Below are 21,822 nucleotides of genomic sequence, written 5' to 3'. Positions count from 1 at the left end.
CCTCCCCAGGCTGATCACCAGGTCGTCCAGCAAGGCCGCAAGGAGAGAGAGCCCCGAGGCATACCCGAGAGGGTACGTTGAGGGGTTCGAGCGACTGAGAACGAAGCTGGGGAACATTTTCAGCAGCCAGTAAGGGGACGTTATGTCGAAAGAGTTGAAACTGATAAGCCGCGAGTTGCTGGCCGGTCCCGATCGGGCGCCGGCCCGCGCGATGTTGAAAGCCGTTGGATTCACGGACGAGGATCTGTCTCGTCCGATCATCGGCGTCGCCAATACCTGGATCGAAGTCATGCCCTGCAACTTTCACCTGCGCCGCTTGTCGGAACGGGTGAAAGCCGGCATCAGAGCCGCAGGCGGCACCCCCATCGAATACAATACCATCGCGGTCTCAGACGGCATTTCGATGGGCACCGAAGGGATGAAGGCCTCGCTGATCAGCCGGGAAGTGATTGCCGATTCCATCGAGCTCGTGGCTCGCGGGCACCTGTTCGACGGCGTAGTAGCCCTCTCAGGCTGCGACAAGACTATTCCAGGCACCGTGATGGCCCTCGCGCGATTGAACCTACCCTCGGTGATGCTCTACGGAGGGTCGATCATGCCGGGCCGCTTTCAAGGCCACGACGTGACCATTCAAGACGTCTTCGAAGCGGTCGGGAAACATGCGGCCGGCACCATGAACGATGCCGACCTCAAGGATCTCGAAGACCATGCCTGCCCCGGCCCAGGCGCCTGCGGCGGTCAGTTCACGGCCAACACCATGGCCATCGCCTTCGAATTCCTCGGCATCTCGATGATGGGACGGAACGGCGTGCCGGCCATGGATCAGAAGAAAGACGACGTGGCCTTCGAATGCGGCGTGATGGTCATGGATCTGCTGAAACGCGACCTGCGCCCCAAGCAGATCATCACGCGAAAGTCTCTGGAGAACGCCATCGCCGCAGTGGCCACCACCGGGGGCTCGACAAATGCGGTGCTGCATCTGCTCGCCATCGCGCGCGAAGCCAAGATCAAGCTAAGCATCGACGATTTCGACAAGATCAACCGGAAGGTGCCGTTGCTCGCCGACCTCAAGCCAGGCGGCAGATTTACCGCGTCAGATCTCTATGCGGCTGGAGGCACCACCTTGGTCGCCAAGCGGCTACTCGATGCGGGCATCCTGCATGCCAATCAACCAACCGTGACAGGCAGGACGATCGGCGAAGAGGCCAAGGAAGCCAAGGAAACTCCAGGGCAGCAAGTGCTCCGGCCCCTGTCGAACCCGATCAAGAAAACCGGCGGGCTCGTCATCTTGAAGGGAAACCTGGCTCCCGAAGGCTGCGTCGTAAAGGTGGCAGGCCACTCGATCATGACGTTCCGCGGCCCGGCGAAGGTCTACAACCGGGAAGAGGATGCCTTTGCCGCAGTCCAGTCCCGTAAAATCAAAGCGGGCGATGTAGTGGTGATTCGGTACGAAGGTCCATCCGGAGGACCAGGCATGAGGGAAATGCTGGGCGTCACGGCTGCCATCGTCGGGGCCGGTCTGGGCGACTCAGTCGCGCTCCTCACAGACGGCCGCTTCTCCGGCGCGACCCATGGACTGATGGCAGGCCATGTTGCACCGGAAGCCATCAAGGGAGGTCCGATCGGCGCCGTGAAAAACGGCGACATGATCGTCTTCGATATCGCCAAGCGAACATTGACCGTCGAGCTCTCGCAGAAAGAGATCAACGCCAGGCTCAAGAAGGTCAAACAGCCGAAGCCCCGCTACACCTCCGGCGTAATGGGCAAATATGCCAGGCATGTCTCCTCTGCCTCGGAAGGAGCGATTACGACGTAGGAGTGAGCAGGCACGCGGCGGGAATATTCGGCGAACACTCCAGACTCAGCAACTCACAACTTGCGCGCCCGGCCTTTAGTGCCGGGCGCGCAGACTGTCGAACAAACAACCTGTTTCCCTTCTATCTCCCCTTCATCCGTCCACGCATCTCAGACATCATGCTGTCGAGATCCGCTTCCGCCTTCGCTCGATCGCTGATCAGCTCATCCAGATTATAGGGACGAACCGGGGCCGGTTGAATCACCGGCGGCTTGACCGTTGGCTTAACCGGCAGTTCAGCTTGAGGAGGCGAGACTGGCTTGGGTTGAGGCTGCGCTGGCTGGGCCTGCGGCTGGTCGGTCACAGGCTGTGTTTGTCCGGCTGGCAATTGCGTCCCTCGCAGGGTCACGCCTTGTTCCTTCAACCACTTTCTGGCAACGCTCGACTTAAGCGAAAAACTGATACTCGTGATCGGAAGGCCATCAGGAGCCACGCGAGCAATTGCCGTATTGACCCCGACCATATGGCCCTCGCCATCGAGCAATGGGCCACCGGAATTGCCACGATTGAGCCCTGTCTCCGTTTGAAAAACGTGCTTACCGCGGACTCCGTTGAAATTGTCTACCTCGGCGCTGATCACGCCGGTGGTGAGGGTCCATAAGCCACCCTGTTCAGGATGGCCGATGGCGACGACGTGATCCCCGATCCTCGCCAGCCCGGACTCACTCAGATCGACGACAGGCAGGACCTCAGTCACGCCATCCAGCTTCAGCAGAGCCAGGTCCAACGGTTGCGAATAGGCCAGGACCTTGGCGCGAACCATACGGGAAAGATCGCTCTTCGACTCTCCCGTCACCCTGGCCGGTTTGAGAAAGACAGACAGCCTGGCATAGGGTTTCCCGGTCTGTTCTTCGATCACCACATGGGCGTTCGTGAGGACCAGTCCGTCAGACTGAATGATCGAACCGGTTCCACCGCTTCCCTTCCCTCCGCCATCCGCATAGCCCATCACCATCACGACGCCGGGAGCCACCTGCTCGTAAATCTCGCGAGGCGAAAGGTCCTTGCCGATGGCAACAGCGCTCCACATCAGGGAAAGCGAGAACAGGATTCCCCACGTCAGCGACCTCATTATGGACTCCTTCTTCTAGCAGGATGCTAGTGTTCGTCTACTTCGAATGTATGTTCATGATATGCCGGGATGCAGGAATGGATAGGGTTGACGGGGGCGAGAGACTCGCCAGAAATAGAGGTGTAACGGAGCAGAGCTAACCGCGCTTGTAGAACTCCGCGATCATCTCTACCACATAGACCTGCTGCACTTCCGTCAGTTCGGCATAGATCGGGATAGACATCACCTCTTCAGCTGCCTGCTCCGATAGAGGAAAGGCCCCCTTCTGATGGCCTAACTCGCGATAGCAGTGTTGGAGATGCATCGGGAGCGGATAGTAGACTTCCGTGCCAACCCCCTTCTCTTTGAGAAAGGCACGCAACTCGTCGCGCTTCGGCGCCCGGACCGTGAACTGGTTGTAGACGTGGAAATTGCCCGGCGTGGTATGCGGCAGGGTGATGCAATCCGCATGTTTCGTCTTGGCAAACAACTGCCGATACCGCTCGGCGTTCTTGCGTCGCCCCTCGGTCCACTGGTCGAGATACTTCAACTTGATAGTGAGCACCGCAGCCTGGAGCGCATCCAACCGGCTATTGATCCCCACCGCTTCATGAAGATAGCGGACCTGGCTCCCGTGAACACGGAGCATCGCCATCGAATCGGCAAGGGCTTTGTCGTTGGTCGTGATGAGCCCCCCATCGCCAAAACCGCCCAAATTCTTGGTAGGGAAGAAGCTAAAGCAGCCTGTGTCCCCGAGGACCCCGGCTCGTTTCCCCTGCTGGCCGGCTCCGATGGCCTGACAGGCATCCTCGATGACATAGACATTTTTCCGCCTGGCAATCTCGTTGATCGCCGCCATGTCCGCACATTGCCCGAAGAGGTGCACGGGCATGATGGCTTTCGTGCGTGGCGTGATCGCTCGCTCGATCAGCTGGGGATCGATGTTGAACGTGTCGGACTGAATGTCCAGGAACACCGGCTTTGCGCCCAACCGTGAAATCGCGCCGGCTGTAGCGAAAAATGTAAACGGGACTGTAACGACCTCATCGCCGGCCTTTACACCCATGGCCATGAGGGAGAGCAATAGCGCGTCGCTCCCGGAGGCGCAACCGATCGCATAGCGCGACCCGATGTATTTGGCGACGGACTCCTCGAAGGCCACGACGCGTGGTCCCAGGATAAAGCCCTGCTCGTCACAGACAGTTTGCACCTCCGCCATGATCTCCGCGCGGATGGGCAGGAACTGAGCTTTCAAATCGAGTAATGGCACATTCATCGAAACGACTCTCCCGTAGAAATCTTCATGATCGAAGGCCCGACAAGCTGTCGCGCCACTCCCTTCAATACCTTGCCCCTGGAGAGAATGCAAGTAGAGAATCCGAGCAGCGGTCCGACAAGCTTAGCGGAAGTCGCGCCGATGAAAAATCAGGCTGGCAAGAAAGAGGAGAAACGCCGTGTAGGTTGCGCCGTAGGCGACAATCAACAGCAAATCCGACCCGCTAACTTCCAGGTGATGCACGACATGGCCCTTCAAGTTGAACCGTTCGAGGTTGGGCAGGAAATAATAGATCCCGTTCAATAGCCCCCGGCTGAGATCATCCATCTTCGCCCCAGCCGTTTTCAGGTCGGCCGTAAGATGCCCGATTACATACAGCGCCAGCGTGAAGATGGCGCTCAGGGTGGCACTGGTAAAGGTGGAGAACAGCAGGGCCACCGCGGTGATGACCATGAACTCGACAAAAATCAGCGCCAGCGCCTTGAAGAGCACCCCCTCGACGGGCACATCCTGGGCATAGAGCACCAACAACAGTCCCAGCGCCATGACCACCGTATTAACGAAGAGGGTGATCGTGAGGCCCAGATACTTGCCGAGCAGAAATTGGTAGCGCGCCACCGGCTTGGAGACGATCGTATAGATGGTCTTCTTCTCGATCTCCTTGCTCACCAGCCCGATCCCGACAAAGATGGCGATCAAGACTCCGAAGAAATTAATGCTCCCCAGCCCGAGATCCAGAATGAGGCGGTGAAACTCTCCCAAGGTCAACCGCGAGAGGAGCACGGAGCTGCCGATCATGAGCAGGGCAAAAACCAGCAGATTATAGAGCAGCTTGTCTCGCAGGTTTTCTCGGAAAGTATTGAGCACGATCGATAGGATTTTCATGGGCGCTGCTCCGACGGACTCCGATGGCCCTCAACCTCCCGGATGAAGAGGTCCTCCAGCGATCCCTTTTGAGGATTGAGCGACACCAAATTGGCCTTCGCGCTGCGGATAATCTCCAGCGCCCCGCTAACGTGTTGTTGATTCTTCAGCACCACCAACATCCGATCCCCCTGCTGCACCACCTTGTCAGTCAGCGGGCGTAAGTGGCCCAATCCTTCCTGTGTCAGACGGTCCACGACCAATTCCACTTGGTGACTCGCCCCCTGATCCAGCAAATCGGTCACCGAACCACAAGCCACCAGGCGCCCCTTCAGGATCATCGCCACCCGATCGCACAAAACTTCGGCATCGTGCAGGATGTGGGAGCTAAACAAGACCGTCTTCCCGGACTCTTTGAGCCGCAGAATCAGATCGCGCACTTCTTTTCGTCCGATAGGGTCCAGCCCTGACATGGGCTCATCCAGCACCACCAACTCAGGATCGTTGATCAAAGCTTGGGCGATCCCCACCCGCTGCAACATACCTTTCGAAAACTTCCTGAGCTGGAGATCCTTCGCAGAGATCATGCCGACCAGTTCCAAGAGTTCGTCGATCCGCTTGTCCAAATCCGCCCCCCACAGACCGAACAAATGGCCGTAGAACCGGAGAAACTCCCGGCTCGTGAGGTAGTCATAAAAATAGGGGGACTCGGGAAGAAATCCCAGCCGGGCCTTGCTCTGCGGATCGCCCAGATCCCTGCCGAACAGTTTCGCGCTCCCGCTCGTCGGGTAGATGAGCCCCATCAACATCTTGAGAGTGGTGGTTTTCCCAGCGCCGTTCGGGCCGAGAAACCCGAACACTTCCCCACGACGGACTTCGAGGCTCAGGCCGTCCACTGCGGTCACACGTTTCCCCCAGAACCCCACACGGAAAACCTTGGAGAGTCGGTCTGTCTGTACCACGAGATCGGAGCTAGGCGTCATGGCTCACTTTCCTACACTATGCAGGCTGCTTCCGTTTGAAAAACGTGCGGAGACGTTCCGGATGAGTCGAACTAGAGACTAAACCGGTCTTGCGATCCAACAGATAGTTCCCTCCAAACGGTTCCAAGGGCAGCATCGGGAGGGCTCCTGCCGCGACGAGATCCGTCAGTGTCGCAGGAAGGGCCCGATGTTGCGCCCGGTAGACGGCGATAGCTTTCTCCAACATGAGAATATCCCGTTCGATGATAACTTCTTTCATCCGCTTCGCCAAGAATTCTCGCATCTCCTGGTCTTGTGTCTCTCGCAATCTGGCTTCCAAAAACACCAGAGCCGTCTCAGGCTGCCCTGCCTCCGCAGCCATGCGAGTAGCCAGTCCGGAAAGATAGTCAGGACGGCCAGGCAAACTGGCCGCCTGCATAATGTATTCTGCCCCCTTGGCTGGATCGCCAAGTAGAAAATAATGGTTGTACCCAAGCAGAAAAGGAATGTTCCAGACGGCTGGATTTGCGGTGGCGCCCTTTTCAAGCAACCGATTGCTTAAATCTGTGCGGTTAGCGAGATCACCGAGAATCACCCCGCCTGCATAATAGGCATAGGCATATTGAGGATCGAGCGTCGTGATGACGTCCAACGCATGGTACATCCACTCATACTCATCTTTGCTATTTCGTTTTTCCCCGATCACTTGCACGAGCCTGAGCCAAAGCACATCGGCCCCTACGTGATGATAGCCTAACAACGCAGGCTTGAGATATTCGCCGCGCGGCAGTTGCGCCAATTCTTCGATCCTCATGGTGTGCTGATCGAGCCGTCGATCCAGGCTCTGCTGAAACCACGTAAGAAGGGCCACAAGACCCAGGAATGCGGCAACCACCGCCAAGGGGACGAGTTTCGCTCGCACATTCATATGATAGATGGTTGATGGCTGGAAGAGAGGCACCACATTCATATCGGTAACAGAGCCTCTTTCAAAACACAAGGTCCCGCCGACTGTTGCCAGTCGGCGGGACGATTCGCCACGAACAGGATTCGCCTATTTACTAGAAGTCACCTGTCGTGCAGTCTTGCGCACCCGTACCATCGGCCACTGCCCAGACGGAGATCGTAGCGTCTCCATCCAAGTTGCTCGAAGCCGTCGCTCTAAAGCCAACGGCGGTCGGGCCAGCATCCAGAGTTCCTACCTCATGAGCAATATTAGCGGCAGGTGCTAACACTGGACCAAGACAGGATGTCTGTGTAGCGGCATAGGTACCAGTTGCATAATTGTACATAACGTTACCGGTTGGCTGAAAACCCAAAGCCGCAAAGTTTCCTGTCGTGACTCCCGCACCAGCAGCACCAACGCACCATCCGGTAGCGGCGTTCGCAGGGGTGGGAACAATTGCGGCGGCACCCGGGAACCAGGGCGCGAATGTATTCTTCGTCCCAGCTACAGGAAGAGCCGCCACCGGCCATCTGCCTACCGTCAGGAAGCAACCACGCTCACCGTTCCAGGACACCTCTGACGTTTTGATCGCCATCAGATTCGTCTTGGCCTCAGACTGCCGAGACTTCAGCTGATACTGCAAGAAGTTCGGAATGGCGATAGCCGCCAAGATCCCGATGATCGCCACGACGATCATCAACTCGATGAGGGTGAAACCCTCTTGTTTGCGGAATGTCTTAACCATCGTACTGCCTCCTTGGTGATAGTTCACTAACGCCCCTTTCACACCCTTGCTTTCGTTGCTCAATCGGAACGACGTCCGATTTCTGCTACCTAGGCCTTTAGCAGATTCGGTGCCAAGCGTTATTCCAAGTCAGAAAAACCAACAGCACCGTTACATATCAATGCGTTACGACTTGCGCCTCGCAACAGGGCCAATCCTGGCTGGACAATTTCAATCCTGTTTTTGCCTGAATATGCCAATATTTGTCACAAAACTAGCCTGGACTTGGCCCATTCCAGAGTTTTTTGACGATCCTGGCTGCCGGCTATAAAGGAAAGATAGAGAAGAAAAGGGAGAAAACAGGAACGACAAGGCGAACTAGGGATTAGGGGAAGGGCTTTGTACTTTCTCGGATACACGCTGCTTGGCCTGCTGGATACGCTCTTCCTTCGCTGGGTCGCCCAGCCCCAAGTCACGGAATCGGTCCATCAACTTGTGATTGGAGGGGTCGAGCTCCAGTGCACGGAGCCAGGCCTCGCGGGATTCTGAGAGGTTTCGTTGCTTGGCGTAGATATCACCTAGATGCTCATAGAGCACCGCGTCCTCGCCGACGAGGGCCAACGCACGCTTCATCTCGGTCAAGGCCTCTGGCAGCAAGCCTGATTTAAACAAGGCCCAGGCGAGACTATCGACATAGTACCCATTGGCCGGTTTAAGCGCGACGGCCTGTTTAGTCAGGGAGAGCGCTTGCTCGATCTTGACCCCTCGCTCTGCATAGCTGTACCCCAAATAGTTGAGCGCATCGGCATGATGGGGATCGAGCTTAATCGCAGCCTCCATGACGCGCACCACGTCATCGAACCGATTGAGCTTGTCGTAGACCGTGCCAAGATTAAAGTGCAGGTCGGCGCTTTTGGGATTCTGGCCGATGCCTTCCTCCAGGACCCTGGCCGCATCATCGAACTGGTCCTTCTGCAAATAGGTCAAGCCCAGTACGATGTAGGCTTCCGGCTGTTTCGGATTGATCGTGACGGCCTTGGTCAAATGGGTAATGGCCTCGGGAAATTGCTTCAACCGGTAAAACAACACACCAAGATGCAGATGCCCTTCGAAATAAGAGGGCTCCAGTTGCACGTTAAACGTGTAGGTCTCGAGAGCTTTCTTCGTGTCCTTGGCTTCCTCGTAGAGAAACCCAAGATAGTCTCTAATTTTGAGCTCTGTCGGGCGAACCTTGAGAATCTGGATCAGTTGATCAATGGCCTTGGGATAGTCCTTCTCTTCCCCATACAGAAGCGCCAGCCTGAGCTGGGCATCGAGGTCCGACGGATCCTCCGCCAGCAATTCCCCTAACTCTTTCCTGGCATTCGGGTAATCCTTCGCCGCCACATGGAGCCGAACCAACTGATGCCGGATATCCCGGTTTCGCGGATTCACGGTCTGGAGATATTTCCGCAGCACAGCGATCGCGCGCCCATAATCTTGTAGCGATTCATAGATCGAAGCGAGCGAAAGGTAGGCCGGTTCAAACGCCGCATTGGCAACGATCGCCCGTTCCAAACTGACCGCTGCCTCCGCCCCCTTCCCCGCATCCAGAAGCATACGCCCCAAGTGGTAATGGCCGACGGACGATTCGGGAGCCACAGCCAGACCGGCTCGAATGGCCTGCTCCGCCTCAGACTGCTGTTTCAGATTCAGAAGCAACAGGCCCTTGGTAAAATAGGGGTCGCCGGATGTCGGGTTCAGTTCGATGGCGCGATCCAACAGTTTCACCGCACGTTCCCCCTGCCCCACACTGGCCAAAATGCCTGCCATCTGCGTGAGCAACGGGCCGTCCTGAACGGATCCCTCCGTCGCTTCGTTCGCGTAACGAATGGCCTGAGCCGCATCGCCCAGTGAAAAATAGAGGCTGGCCAGCCTGGCGTTCACCGAATGGGACGTCGGGTCCGTCTTCAGCGCGGCCTGATATTCCTGAATCGCACGATCTGTGTCCTGGACAAGCTCAGCCTGGTAGCCGAGCATGAAATGGTAGGAGGCTGACGCATCGGGACGGTGAGCCGACGGCGCGACCTTCGCCACACCAGCAGGGGCAAGCTTCCCGTCCGGCGCATGGGTCGGCGCAACGCAAGCCCCCAGGGCCAAGGGAATGAGCGCGCAGAGCACCCGCCTCAGCGGCGTGAGACCTCGGCTGTTCGCCGTTCGGCTCGACATAAAGGGCATCGTGAGAGTCGGCACGATCCTCTTGCTGGATAGGTGAATGAAACTGCGGTGATCAAAAAGATTATACGAGCAGGGGTCGGCAGGGTCAAACGACTTCGCGATTATCGAGGCTTTCGAACTTCGCGAAGCGGTCGTGGAAGAAGAGTTCTTTTCGCCCGATCGGGCCGTTCCGATGTTTACTGATCAGGATATCGGCAATGCCCTTCCGTTCAGAGTTCTGGTCATAGACCTCCTCACGGTAAATGAACATGACGACGTCGGCATCCTGCTCAATCGCGCCGCTCTCGCGAAGGTCGGCCAGCATCGGAACCGGCGGTTTTCTGGCTTCCACCGCGCGGCTGAGCTGCGACAGCGCGACGACCGGCACATTGAGCTCCTTGGCCAAGGCCTTCAACGAACGGGAAATATCCGAGATTTCCTGCTGGCGGGATTCCGAATCGCTCCGTCCCTGCATCAGCTGAAGATAATCGACGATCAAGAGCCCAAGCCCCTTCTCCGCTTTCAATCGGCGAGCCTTACCCCGCATCTGCTGCACGGTGATGCCGCCGGTATCGTCGATATAGATCGGCGCCTGTTCCAGCCTGCCTGCCGCCTCCGCCAGACGCCACCAATCTTCTTTTTGCAACTTGCCGGTCCTGAGGCCATGCGAATCGACCTTCGCTTCTGAACTCAACATACGCAGCACGATCTGCGGCTTGGACATTTCCAAACTGAAAATTCCGACCACGGTCCCGGCGTGGATGGCGGCATGGGCGGCCATCCCCAGCGCCAAGCTCGTCTTGCCCATGCTAGGCCGTCCCGCGATCACCACGAGGTCGGAGGGTTGAAGCCCCGCCGTAATGTCGTCGAGATCGTAAAATCCTGTGGGCACACCCGTGACATGTTCTTTTCGCTTCGACAATTTGTCGACGAGATCAAGACTTTCCTTGATGATGGACTTAATAGGGGTGAACGAGCGATCCAGCTTCCCCTGGACGATGCCGAACACCGACCGCTCCGCGAAATCCAGCAGGTCGTCGATTGACGAGCTACCCTCATAGCCGCGCGTCAGGACTTCCGTCGAGGTACTGATCAGCTCTCGCAACAGCGCCTTGTCGCGCACAATCTTACAATGGTAACGAACATTGGCGGAGCTGGCCACGCTCTGCACGAGCTCGGCTAAATAGGACGCGCCCCCGACTGCCTCGATTTCCCCTTCCGCCTTCAACCGTTCCGTTAGCGTAATCTGATCGATCACCTCGCCGATCTCAGACAATTCCAGCATCGCCGCATAGATCTTCTTGTGCGACGTGCGGTAGAAATTCTCTTCGACCAGCAATTCCATGGCCTTGGCCATGGCGCTATTGTCCAGCAGGATGGCCCCGAGGACCGATTGCTCGGCTTCCACATTCTGAGGGGGCAGTTTTGGCTGGGAGAGATCGATGGCTGACATGGATTTCACGACCGTTCCTTTGTCTTCCGTCTGAATCGGCAAGCCGCCGCCACCAGGTCAGCCAGCCCCATCTTCTTCGAGAGATGACTCGTCTTGCCGGGCCTGAGGCCTGACCTCTGAGCCGCGAGATCCAGCACCAACACATCATCAGGCTCCACTCCTGGCGCAGCCACTACGACCACAGAGGTTGCCTGCTGGGCTAATCCAGCTGTCGCTGCGACGGATACCAGCGTGGCGTCACTCCCCTTCATGGTCTGCTGCACCACTCTGGCTCCTGCCCGGCGCAACTGCGCTGCGACCGATGCCAACCGGCGAGCGGCCCTGCGTGGCGCAACCACCAGATAGTCCACGCGCGCGGCGATCGAGCCCTCCTCGGGGAAGGCCACCGTGCGGAAGAGCCGATCGACATCCAGGCCAAAACCGGTTGAGGGCAACGGCCTGCCGAATCGACCGATCAAGTGATCGTACCGTCCGCCTCCTCCTAGCTCCGCCCCCATCCCTTCGGCAAATACGTCGAAGACAATCCCATCGTAATAATCGAATCCTCGAAACTCTCCGAGGTCCAGCAACAACGAGTCCTTGTGACCTGCCGCACAGAGCAGCTGATAGACCTGGGCCAGCCGGTCAAGCGGAGCCAGCAAATCAGGATCGCCGGCCGCGAGGACCCGTCCCCGTGCCAGCACTTCTTCTTGGCCATAGAGCTCCGGCGCTTCACGAATGGCGCGAGCGGACCTCTTGGAGATCCGCTCGCTCGCCAGGACCTCTTCAAGTCGTGGAAGATCTTTTCTCGCCGCCGCCTGCTCCGCCAACTTCTGCCCCTGTGCCGACAGCCCGGACCGTAATAGAAGCCCCTTAATGAAGCCCACATGGCCGAGCGAAACTTTAAACGATTGCAAACCGATCGTGTGGAGACACTCGAACATCAGATCGATGACTTCGCTGTCGCTCGCAACATCGTCCAAGCCGATCAGTTCTGCTCCGACCTGAAAAATTTCACGGCCCCGCCCCGCATGTTCCGTTTCATAGCGGAACACAGAGGTCCGGTACGAGAGACGCAACGGCAACGCCGCGCCCGTGAGCCCCATCGCGACCGTTCTGGCGATCTGCGCCGTGGCGTCTGGACGGAGAAGCAGTGTGCGCCCCGTCGTACGGTCGACGAATTGATAGCAATGATCGATCAATTCCGGCTCCAGCCCAGGAGCCAGGACATCGAGGTACTCGAACGTGGGCAGGATGATCTCGTCGTAGCCCCACCGGTTGATCTGCGAGAGCAACTGTTCTTCAAGGCGACGGACCTGCTTGGCCGCATGGGGAAGAATCGTCGCCATGCCCACGGGCACGAGCGAGCGCTCGCGGGACGACGCGACCTGTCCCGAAGAGGGGCGGGGCTTCGAAGGAACGGAGGCCATAGCTGATCCGATGGATGGCGCGCGGAGTTAGGACAGGGCCGCGACTTTGACCGAGAGAATATCTTTGCTGGATTTGATGGCGTTCAACACCGCATCCGGGAACACCGTGTCTGAGCCGATAATGAGCAACGCGTTCCCGCCCCGCTTCTCAATCGCGCATTGCATCCGGACGATGTTGATCTTGCTGTCGCCGAGCACCTTTCCCACCATCCCGATCACCCCGGGGCGATCGACATTGAGGATCAGGAGCATGTGCCCCTCTGGGACCACCTCGACGTTGAACTGATCGATTTCAACGACGCGCGGATCTTTCTTATGATAGAGCGTGCCAGCCACCTGGTACGACTTCTTCCCCGCCTCGACTCGCACGCGAATCAAGCTGGTGAAATCGCCCGCATCCGAGCTCTTCACTTCCCGCACTTCGATCCCGCGTTCCTTCGCAACGATCGGCGCATTCACGTAATTCACCGGCGCTTGCATGATCGGGCTCAGCAAGCCCTTCAGCACGGCAATCGTGAGCGGCGCAATCGACAGACTGGCCACTTCTCCGCTGTATTCAACCGTGACTCGTTCGATCCCGCCTTCACACAACTGAGTCTGCAACTTTCCGAGCTGCTCGGCTAAGGACAGGAACGGCTGGAGCCGCGGGAGCAATTCCGGAGAAACCGAGGGGATGTTGACCGCCCCGCGGGCAATGCCCTTGGTGAAATAGTCGACGACTTGTTCCGCAATCCCGACCGCCACATTCTCTTGCGCTTCAGCCGTCTGGGCTCCGATGTGCGGGGTGCAGATGAAGTTATCCAGGGCCAGCAACGGATTGTCCGCCTTGACAGGCTCCTCTTCGAATACGTCGAAGGCCGCGGCCGCCACTCGCTTCGTCTTCAACGCCTCAACCAAATCACCCTCATGAATGATGCCGCCTCTGGCACAATTCACGATCATCACGCCAGGCTTCATCGTCGAAATCGCTTTCGCATTGATGAGGCCCTTGGTCTCAGGGGTCAACGGCGTGTGCACAGAGATAATGTCGGCCCGCTTGAAGAGTTCATCCAGCGGCAGCATGGTGACGCCCATCTTCTGCGCGCGCTCTTCGGCCAAATAGGGATCGTAGGCGACTACGCTCATACCGATCCCCTGCGCCATTTTCGTCAGATGGCTGCCGATTTGCCCTACGCCGACGATGCCCAGCACCTTATTGTAGAGTTCGACCCCCATGAATTTGTCTTTTTCCCACTTGCCGGCCTTGATGGAGGCGGTGGCTTGGGGAATGCGCCGGCTCATGGCGCAAATCATCGACATGGTATGTTCGGCAGTGGTGACGGTATTGCCGCCCGGCGTATTCATGACCACGATACCACGGCGGGTGGCGGCTGGCGTATCGACATTGTCCAATCCAGACCCGGCCCGGCCGACGATCTTCAATTGCGGAGCTGCGTCGATCAACTCTGCCGTCACCTTGGTCCCGGACCGGACGATCAAGCCATCAGCATCCTTGATCTCCTTGAACAAATCTTCCTTCGAGAGCTTGGATTTGACCACCACGGTAAATCCCGCTTTTTCAAGAAGCTCTACACCCTGACTGGAAAGGCTATCGCTGATCAGAATTTTCATTACAGTCCCGTCCAATTTGCCGTCATGAATTCGCTGAATGTCTGAATCCCTACGCCAAGAGAATTTCTTGCGCCTTTGCCACACCGCTCCCAAGCTTCACGGGATGCCCCAACCCCTTGAGCACCATTTCAACCGCGGCCACAGCGATGATGATATCGAAACGGTCCATGTACCCCATGTGGGAGAGCCGGAAAATCTTCCCCTTCAAGTGGTCTTGCCCACCGGCCGCCGTAATGCCGTACTGCACACGCAAATTCTTGTAGATAGCCTGCCCGTCCACGCCTTCCGGCGCGAGAACCGCGGTCAAAGCATCGCTGGGCGATTCCTTCGGAAACAGCGCCAACCCGGCACCCTGCAACCCTTCGCGCATGGCCTTCGCCAGCATGGCTTGGCGGCCGAACAACCCCTCGAGCCCCTCCGCCTTCATCATCTTCAGCACTTCCTGCAAGCCGACGATGAGGGAAACGGCCGGCGTATAGGCCGTTTGATTCTTCTGCTGATTCTCGTGCTCTTTTTTGAAATTGAAATAAAACGCCGTGTTCTTCGCTTTGTCCGCCAGCTTCCAAGCCTTATCGCTGACGCTGACAAAGGCCAGACCAGGCGGCAGCATCAAGGCCTTTTGCGACCCGGTAATCACGACATCGAGCCCCCACTCATCGGTCTTGATGTCGAACACGCCAAGGGCGGTAATGGCATCCACCACAAGAATGGTGTCGCTATAGGGCTTCACGATCGCGGCCAACGCCTTAATGTCGTGCGACACGCCGGTGGAAGTCTCGCTCGCCTGCACATACACCGCTTTGATGGAGGGATCCTTCTTGAGGGCATCGGCCACCAATTGTGGATCGACGGCATGGCCCCATTCCACCTTAATCTCGGTTACTTCGGCGCCGAACGTCTTACAGAGCTTGGTCCAGCGCTCGCCGAACTTGCCCCCGTTAATGGTCAGGGCATGGTCGCCAGGAGAAAGAAAGTTCGAGACCGAGCCTTCCATGCCTCCGGTTCCGGATGCCGCCAGCATAAGCACGTTATTTTTCGTTTGGAACAACCACTTGAGTCCATCACGGACTTCCGCAAACACCTTGTCGAACTCAGGAGCACGGTGATGGAACATGGGCCGCGCCATGGCCAGCAAGACTTCTGGTGGCACAGGCGTCGGACCGGGGGCCAGCAAATACCGCTTCAGCATCGACGGATCCTCCTCGGATGAAACGTGAAAAATCCTACGCAGGAAGAGGGGACGATACCATTGCCCCCCAAAAGCTGTCAAGGCGAGGAACCCTGTAGACCCGCATGTTTGCAGACAGTTGCAGCCTATTGAGGCCGGCGCCGCCAACGTGCAGGATTCTGCGCACGGGACCGAGCGCCAGGCCACGGGACGAATGCCAATCCCCTGCAATTTCTTGACAACCACGAGGTCGATCGATAGTCTAGTCTCACATGAATATCATAAACCGCCCATACGATACCGATAGCCTCCGCGCTTCGACCATACCGTTCAAACCGGGACAGGCCATCCTCCCGATGGCGCTCCTCCTTGGACTGTGCGTCAGCTTCACCACCCCTATTATGGTGGCGCAGGCTGCAGCCCCGTCCGAACCAGCCACGGTTGGCTCCTTGCCTCTTCTGGACGAAAACGCAGTGGCGGAAGACGACCCGGATGATAATCTGGTCCCGCTCGACACAGAAGGACCGGCCCAGGAGACAACCAACTCTCATACCACAACCACCAGCAGCGTCCCCCGGACCGAAGACCTCTTACAGCTGAACCAAGCGGGAAACTCCCCTGCGACCGCGCGATTCTCGGACGCCTTGAACCCTCCGGCTGAACTGGGCCTGACCCAGGACTCGCCTCGGAGCGCGACCGCGGAATACACCGCCTACGATATGCCAATCGTCATGGATCCCTCCGTCCAGGCTCACATCCGCTACTTCAATACAGGCATCCACGATCGCTTTGAACAATGGCTCTTCCGGCTCAGCCGCTACCGGCCGATTGTCGACAAAATCTTCACGGAGTTTCATCTCCCCAGCGATCTGGTCTACCTCTCGCTAGTAGAAAGCGGCTTCAATCCCTACGCCTTCTCACGGGCCAAGGCCACGGGGCCCTGGCAGTTCATGAAGGGCACGGCCAAGGCCTACGGCCTCCGCGTCGATAACTACGTGGATGAACGCCGTGACCCCATCAAGTCGACGGTCGCGGCCGCCCGCTACCTCCGGGACCTCTACGACCTCTTCGGCGCCTGGCCCCTCGCGATGGCCGCCTACAATGCCGGCGAAGGCAAAGTGATGCGCGCCCTCCATACGGCCCAAGCTGAAAGTTTTTCCGAGATTTCCCAGACACGATTGATCCGGCGGGAGACGAAGGAATATGTGCCGCGGTTCATGGCCGCCACGATCATTGCGCGGAACCCCGATCGATACGGGTTCTCTCAGGAAGCGGCCGAGCCGCATCAATTCGATGAGGCGATCATCAGCCGAACCGTCCATTTCCGCGCGATCGCCAATGCCACCGGCATTCCCTATGAAGAACTCCGGCTCCTCAATCCTGAGCTACGGCGAGACGCCACCCCCCCGGGCAACGAGACCTATCATCTCAAGGTGCCGGTGGGCATGAAAGCGAAAGTCGAGCAGCTGCAGGACCGCATTCCGGCCTATAAGTTCCCACAACTTCCGGAGAAGACGCAGGTTGCAGCAGCCGCCTCGTCACATTGGTATAAAGTGCGCGTGGGAGACACGCTGGGAAAAGTATCAAAGCGGTTTCGCATTCCCGTCAAGACGCTCAAGACCAAGAACAATCTCTCCAGTCCGAACATCCGACCGGGCGATTTCCTCGTCATTAGCCGCTAACGCAAAACTTCGTCGTTGGCATCTCGTATCTCGTCGTTCGCAGACGGGATTATCGCTGCTTGCGAGATCCTCGTCACGCTTCACGAGCGGCGGTCTTTAACCTGCTAGGGTTTCTTCTTGCCTGCTGAGGGGGAGGAGGGGGAAACCGGGGCAACTGGCGCTGTGACAGACGTCGTTTCTTGCGCTTTCTTCACGTCCATAACCTTGGTCCGGATGGTCGCTTCACTGGTAAATGGCGAACTCGGATAGGTCTTGATCAGTTCCTGGTAATGGGCGAGCGCCCCTTCAGGCCGAGACTGAGACTCTTCCAGCCGAGCCAATTCAAACAGGGCCTGATCCCGGTTCAATGTGCCGGGCGTCTCCAGAATGGCCGTGAGCGCCTTGACCGCCTGATCCCGCTCACCCTTGAGCAAGTAGGCATAGGCGAGACGTTGCTGCACCAGCCCGGCCATGGAAGGATTCGAACCGTAGAATGCCAGATAGCGTTGATAGGCCTCGATCGCCGCACCCAGGTCATTGGCCTGGACCAACGTATTTCCCAAATGATACAACGCGAGTGGCGCTGTGGGGGTTCGAGGATATTGATCGACCACTTGCCGGTACCGCGCAATCGCTTCCTTCAGCGCTTGATCCATCTTTTGAGGATCGTTCACTGCAGGATCGGTCAAGAAGCGCATCGCCTCACGTTCGAGTTCTTGCGCTTTCTGCGCGGACTGGCGGTCCACATAGAAGACCCCTCCCACCACGGCAGCCGCAAGCAGCAATACGCCCAGACCGACCAGCAGGGGGCGTCGATAATTCTGTAGCCGGTGCAGCGCATGGTCGAGCGAGCTCAACATGTGGGCTTCATCGACCGGAAGAGTTTTTGCCGGGACCTTGATATGGTAGCTCATGGATAGATTCTTCGAAGAGGGCGGAGCCCGTTTCCCTAAATGGTGTTCGGCCTTATACTAAGGATGTGACAAGCTTGTCAATGAGGCGGCGGATTCCCTTCGATTCCCGGAAAGCACATAGACCCCATGTTTAAACAGCAGCTGGACGAATTCGCCGCGAAACATCTCACCAGACGGCTCACGCCGCTCCAGTCAGGCGTCGGCCCGGTGGTGGAGATGGCAGGACGTCAGATCCTCCTCTTCGCCTCCAACGACTACTTAGGGCTGGCCATGCACCCGGAGGTCATTCAGGCTTCCGTCGAAGCGACACAACGGTTTGGCGCGGGCGCGGGCGCCGCACGGTTGGTCTCAGGCTCCTTGCCCCCGCACCAGGAACTGGAAGATGCGCTGGCCCAATTCAAAGGGACCGAAGCAGCCCTGACCTTTAGCTCCGGCTACCTGGCCAACATCGGCGCCATCCCTGCACTGATCGGACGAAACGGATTGATCCTGGCCGATCGCCTCTGCCATGCCAGCTTGCTCGACGGCTGCCGTCTGAGCGCAGCGGACTTTCGAGTCTATCGCCACAACGATACCGAACAGCTACAGTCCCTGCTGGCCGCACGACGCCAGGCACGGCGCACGCTAATCGTGACCGACGGCCTCTTCAGTATGGACGGAGACCTCGCCCCCTTGCCGGAACTCAGCCGGTTAGCCCAGACCTATGGAGCAGACCTCTACGTCGATGATGCTCATGGCACAGGCGTGATGGGAGAGCATGGGCGAGGTACGGCGGAACACTTCGGTCTTGAGACCAGCATCCCCTTTCAGATGGGAACCTTGGGCAAGGCCTTCGGTAGCAGCGGCGCCTACCTCGCCGGCTCCTCGACGGTGATCCAGTATCTGATGAATACGAGCCGGTCCTTCATCTTTACCACCGCGCCGCCGCCTGGTTCGGCTGCCGCAGCCACAGCAGCCCTCCGAATCGTCCAGCGGGAACCGGAACGGCGAGCGCGCCTCTGGGCCAACCGGGACCGGCTCTTCACGGGGCTGACAGAGTTGGGATTCAACCTCCCCCCCAGCGTCAGCCCGATTATCCCGATCCTCGTCGGCAATGCCGACCGAGCGCTCTCCTTTGCCGAACATCTGTTTGCGGAAGGCATCTATGCCCCGGCGATCCGCCCTCCCACCGTCCCGGACGCGACCAGCCGCATTCGTGTCACGGTGACCTCCGAGCACAGCCCTAGCCACATCGACCAGGCCCTGGCCTCGTTTCAACGGGCGGGACAGGCCTCGAAATTGATCTGACGGGGGCCTTCTCTACAGGGCCTAACCCCTCGACAAATCCGCGTCGCCGCTTCCGGCTATTTCCTTGCTTTCCCATTACCCTATGGCATCATGACTCTCAAGCAATGCTGCGGCCTGACAGGCTGAAGCCCTGCTTTCGTTCATCCATTCTCACCGAGGAGTCCGCTCCATGGATATTTCCAAGCTCCTGACCTTCGCGGCCAAAGAAGGCGCGTCGGATTGCCACATCAGCGCCGGGGAGCCCCCGATGATCCGCCTGAACGGGGACCTTAAGAAGCTCGACCATCCTCCCCTGACCACGGAAGAAACCCATTCGCTCATCTACGACATGATGAGCGATACCCAACGGAAAAATTTCGAGGAAAAACGCGAATGCGACTTCTCATTCGAACTAGGCGACATCGCCAGATTCCGCGTCAATGTCTTTGTCCAAACCCGCGGACTGGGCGCCGTCTTCCGCAATATTCCCACTGAAATCATTCCGCTGGAGAAGCTCGGCATGCCGCCGATCGTGCGCCAGCTCTGCGATCGCGAAAAGGGACTGATCCTGGTCACCGGCCCGACCGGCTCCGGCAAATCGACGACACTGGCCGCCATGGTCGATTACTTGAACAACACCTTCGAAGGCCACATCCTCACCATCGAAGATCCGGTCGAGTTCGTCCATAAGACAAAAAAGTGCCTGGTCAACCAGCGGGAGCTGGGGGTCCATACCATGTCCTTCGCCAATGCGCTGAAGTCCGCGCTCCGCGAAGACCCGGACATCATCCTCGTGGGAGAAATGCGTGACCTGGAAACCATCCAGCTCGCGCTGACCGCCGCGGAAACTGGCCATTTGGTTTTCGGCACACTCCACACCTCCAGCGCGCCGAAAACCATCGACCGCATCATCGACGCCTTTCCTCCGAACCAGCAATCCCAGATTCGCACGCAAATCGCCGAAGCCCTGGAAGCCGTCATCACACAGACCCTGCTGAAGAAAAAATCAGGCGGCCGTGTCGCGGCGCTCGAGATCATGGTCGCCACGACCGCCGTCAGGAATCTCATCCGGGAAGGCAAGCTCCACCAGATTCCCGGCACCATGCAGGCCAGCCAGAAGGACGGTATGCAAACGATGGACATGGCGCTGGTCGATTTAGTGACCCGTGGCATCGTCACCAAAGCAGAAGCCCAATCGCGCAGCATGAATCCCAACCTGTTCGCGCCAGCGCTGGGCGGCGCAGCCTAAGTAATCACGCAAGCAAACGGGGGTGGCCGGTGGAAATGGACGTTCGCAGTCTTTTGAAAGTCATGGTGGACCAGGAAGCGTCAGACCTCTACCTGACAGTCGAGTCGCCTCCCGCCTATCGTGTCCACGGCGCGACGCAGCTCACCGACGCGCCGCCGTTCACCAACGAACAACTCGAAGCCCTCGCCCTGGCGCTGATGCGCGGCCAGCAGCGCCAGGAGTTCGAGGAAAAGATGGAAATGAACCTGGCCCTCTACTACAAAGAGCTGGGCCGGTTCCGCGTCAATATTTTCCGGCAGCGAGGGAACGTCGGCCTGGTTTTCCGGCACATCAAAGCCGAAATCCAGACCGCCGACCAACTGGGCCTGCCTCAAATCGTGAAAGACATCGCGATGACGAAGCGCGGGTTGGTGCTCGTGGCCGGATCCACCGGCTCAGGAAAATCCACCACCCTCGCCGCCATGATCGACCACCGCAATGCCACCCATCCAGGCCATATCGTGACCGTGGAAGATCCGATCGAGTTCGTCCACAGCCATAAGCGCTCCATCATCACACAGCGAGAAGTGGGCTTCGACACCCTCTCCTTTCAAAGTGCCCTCAGAAATACGCTGCGGCAGGCGCCGGATGTGATCCTGATCGGTGAAATCCGGGACACGGAAACGATGGAAGCTGCGATCACTTTTGCAGAAACCGGACACCTCTGCATCGGTACGCTCCATTCGAACAACGCGAATCAGGCCATCGAACGCATCATGAACTTTTTCCCGGTGGAGCGGCATGCACAAATCTATCTTCAGTTGTCGCTCAATCTCCGCGCCATCATCTCGCAGCGGCTCGTGCCGTCTATGGATGGGAAGCGGGCCCCGGCGCTGGAGATCATGCTCGACACACCCCGCATCAAGGATTTGATCAAAAAAGCCGAGGTCGATTCGCTCAAGGAAGCGATGGAGCAAGGAGTGGACGAAGGATGTCAGACGTTCGACTACGTCCTGTTCCAACTCTATAAGGACGAGCGGATCACGCTGGAGCAGGCCTTGATCAACGCCGATAGCGCCAACAATCTCAGGCTCAAGATCAAGCTGGAAGGTCTCAAAGGGGATGATGCGGTCAACGCGCTGCTCGACAAAAAATCCGGCGATCCCACGAACAGCGCCTTTAAAATCCAGGGGGGAGCCCCGGGAAACGTCGCGCCTCTCCGCAAAGTCTAACAAGAA

16 protein-coding genes and 1 pseudogene are annotated in these 21,822 nt (G+C 58.2%); 5 read left to right on the top strand and 12 right to left on the bottom strand.

Annotated features, from left to right (window positions below; all coding sequences use genetic code 11):
• The first annotated feature begins 142 nt into the window (after nt 1-142).
• Nucleotides 143-1,816, top strand: coding sequence for a dihydroxy-acid dehydratase (gene ilvD, locus NT179_07780; GenBank protein ID MCX5721911.1), 1,674 nt, complete (start codon nt 143-145; stop codon nt 1,814-1,816).
• Nucleotides 1,817-1,937: 121 nt separating this feature from the next.
• On the opposite strand, the gene NT179_07775 is transcribed toward ilvD, so the two are convergent.
• The 11 genes and pseudogenes from NT179_07775 to NT179_07725 all read right to left on the bottom strand — a co-directional run bounded on the left by NT179_07775 (nt 1,938) and on the right by NT179_07725 (nt 15,536).
• Entirely contained in the window at nt 1,938-2,927 is a 990-nt protein-coding gene (locus tag NT179_07775) for a serine protease (GenBank protein MCX5721910.1), read from the bottom strand.
• Between the two features lie 136 nt (nt 2,928-3,063).
• On the bottom strand, nt 3,064-4,182 hold the full coding sequence (locus NT179_07770; protein MCX5721909.1) for a DegT/DnrJ/EryC1/StrS family aminotransferase: 1,119 nt from the start codon (nt 4,180-4,182) through the stop codon (nt 3,064-3,066).
• A 123-nt stretch (nt 4,183-4,305) separates the two neighbouring features.
• Nucleotides 4,306-5,067 carry an ABC transporter permease subunit gene (locus NT179_07765; protein ID MCX5721908.1) on the bottom strand — a complete coding sequence of 254 codons (762 nt, stop codon included), beginning with the start codon at nt 5,065-5,067 and terminating at the stop codon, nt 4,306-4,308.
• The gene (locus tag NT179_07760; protein MCX5721907.1) at nt 5,064-6,029 is read right to left on the bottom strand and encodes an ABC transporter ATP-binding protein; all 966 of its coding nucleotides are present in this window, start codon (nt 6,027-6,029) and stop codon (nt 5,064-5,066) included. Before NT179_07760 ends, NT179_07765 begins: the two co-directional genes overlap by 4 nt.
• Nucleotides 6,030-6,045: 16 nt before the next feature.
• Nucleotides 6,046-6,978 (bottom strand): hypothetical protein, encoded by a 933-nt coding sequence (locus tag NT179_07755; GenBank protein ID MCX5721906.1) that lies wholly within the window; start codon nt 6,976-6,978, stop codon nt 6,046-6,048.
• A 586-nt stretch (nt 6,979-7,564) separates the two neighbouring features.
• Nucleotides 7,565-7,699 (bottom strand): annotated as a pseudogene (locus tag NT179_07750) (prepilin-type N-terminal cleavage/methylation domain-containing protein).
• 357 nt (nt 7,700-8,056) lie between these two features.
• Complete coding sequence (locus NT179_07745; GenBank protein MCX5721905.1) at nt 8,057-9,886, bottom strand: tetratricopeptide repeat protein; 1,830 nt, start codon at nt 9,884-9,886, stop codon at nt 8,057-8,059.
• Nucleotides 9,887-9,980: 94 nt separating this feature from the next.
• A complete protein-coding gene (gene dnaB, locus NT179_07740) occupies nt 9,981-11,327 on the bottom strand; it encodes a replicative DNA helicase (protein MCX5721904.1) in 1,347 nt (448 codons plus the stop codon).
• A gap of 5 nt (nt 11,328-11,332) precedes the next feature.
• Nucleotides 11,333-12,736, bottom strand: coding sequence for an ATP phosphoribosyltransferase regulatory subunit (gene hisZ / locus NT179_07735; protein MCX5721903.1), 1,404 nt, complete (start codon nt 12,734-12,736; stop codon nt 11,333-11,335).
• A gap of 27 nt (nt 12,737-12,763) precedes the next feature.
• On the bottom strand, nt 12,764-14,347 hold the full coding sequence (gene serA, locus NT179_07730; protein ID MCX5721902.1) for a phosphoglycerate dehydrogenase: 1,584 nt from the start codon (nt 14,345-14,347) through the stop codon (nt 12,764-12,766).
• 49 nt (nt 14,348-14,396) lie between these two features.
• Nucleotides 14,397-15,536, bottom strand: coding sequence for an alanine--glyoxylate aminotransferase family protein (locus NT179_07725; protein MCX5721901.1), 1,140 nt, complete (start codon nt 15,534-15,536; stop codon nt 14,397-14,399).
• A 251-nt stretch (nt 15,537-15,787) separates the two neighbouring features.
• Between NT179_07725 and NT179_07720 the strand changes: the two genes are divergently transcribed.
• On the top strand, nt 15,788-17,197 hold the full coding sequence (locus tag NT179_07720) for a transglycosylase SLT domain-containing protein (GenBank protein ID MCX5721900.1): 1,410 nt from the start codon (nt 15,788-15,790) through the stop codon (nt 17,195-17,197).
• A gap of 104 nt (nt 17,198-17,301) precedes the next feature.
• On the opposite strand, the gene NT179_07715 is transcribed toward NT179_07720, so the two are convergent.
• A complete protein-coding gene (locus NT179_07715; GenBank protein MCX5721899.1) occupies nt 17,302-18,090 on the bottom strand; it encodes a tetratricopeptide repeat protein in 789 nt (262 codons plus the stop codon).
• Between the two features lie 126 nt (nt 18,091-18,216).
• Between NT179_07715 and bioF the strand changes: the two genes are divergently transcribed.
• The 3 genes from bioF to NT179_07700 all read left to right on the top strand — a co-directional run bounded on the left by bioF (nt 18,217) and on the right by NT179_07700 (nt 21,816).
• Entirely contained in the window at nt 18,217-19,377 is a 1,161-nt protein-coding gene (bioF, locus tag NT179_07710) for an 8-amino-7-oxononanoate synthase (protein ID MCX5721898.1), read from the top strand.
• A gap of 169 nt (nt 19,378-19,546) precedes the next feature.
• Nucleotides 19,547-20,605 carry a type IV pilus twitching motility protein PilT gene (locus NT179_07705; protein MCX5721897.1) on the top strand — a complete coding sequence of 353 codons (1,059 nt, stop codon included), beginning with the start codon at nt 19,547-19,549 and terminating at the stop codon, nt 20,603-20,605.
• A 35-nt stretch (nt 20,606-20,640) separates the two neighbouring features.
• Nucleotides 20,641-21,816 (top strand): PilT/PilU family type 4a pilus ATPase, encoded by a 1,176-nt coding sequence (locus tag NT179_07700; GenBank protein MCX5721896.1) that lies wholly within the window; start codon nt 20,641-20,643, stop codon nt 21,814-21,816.
• Nucleotides 21,817-21,822 lie beyond the last annotated feature (6 nt).

The organism is Nitrospirota bacterium, from assembly GCA_026387665.1.
Classification (GTDB): Bacteria; Nitrospirota; Nitrospiria; order Nitrospirales; family Nitrospiraceae; genus Palsa-1315.
Note: the sequence above shows the minus strand (reverse complement) of the source record. Positions and strands in the feature narration are given on the sequence as shown.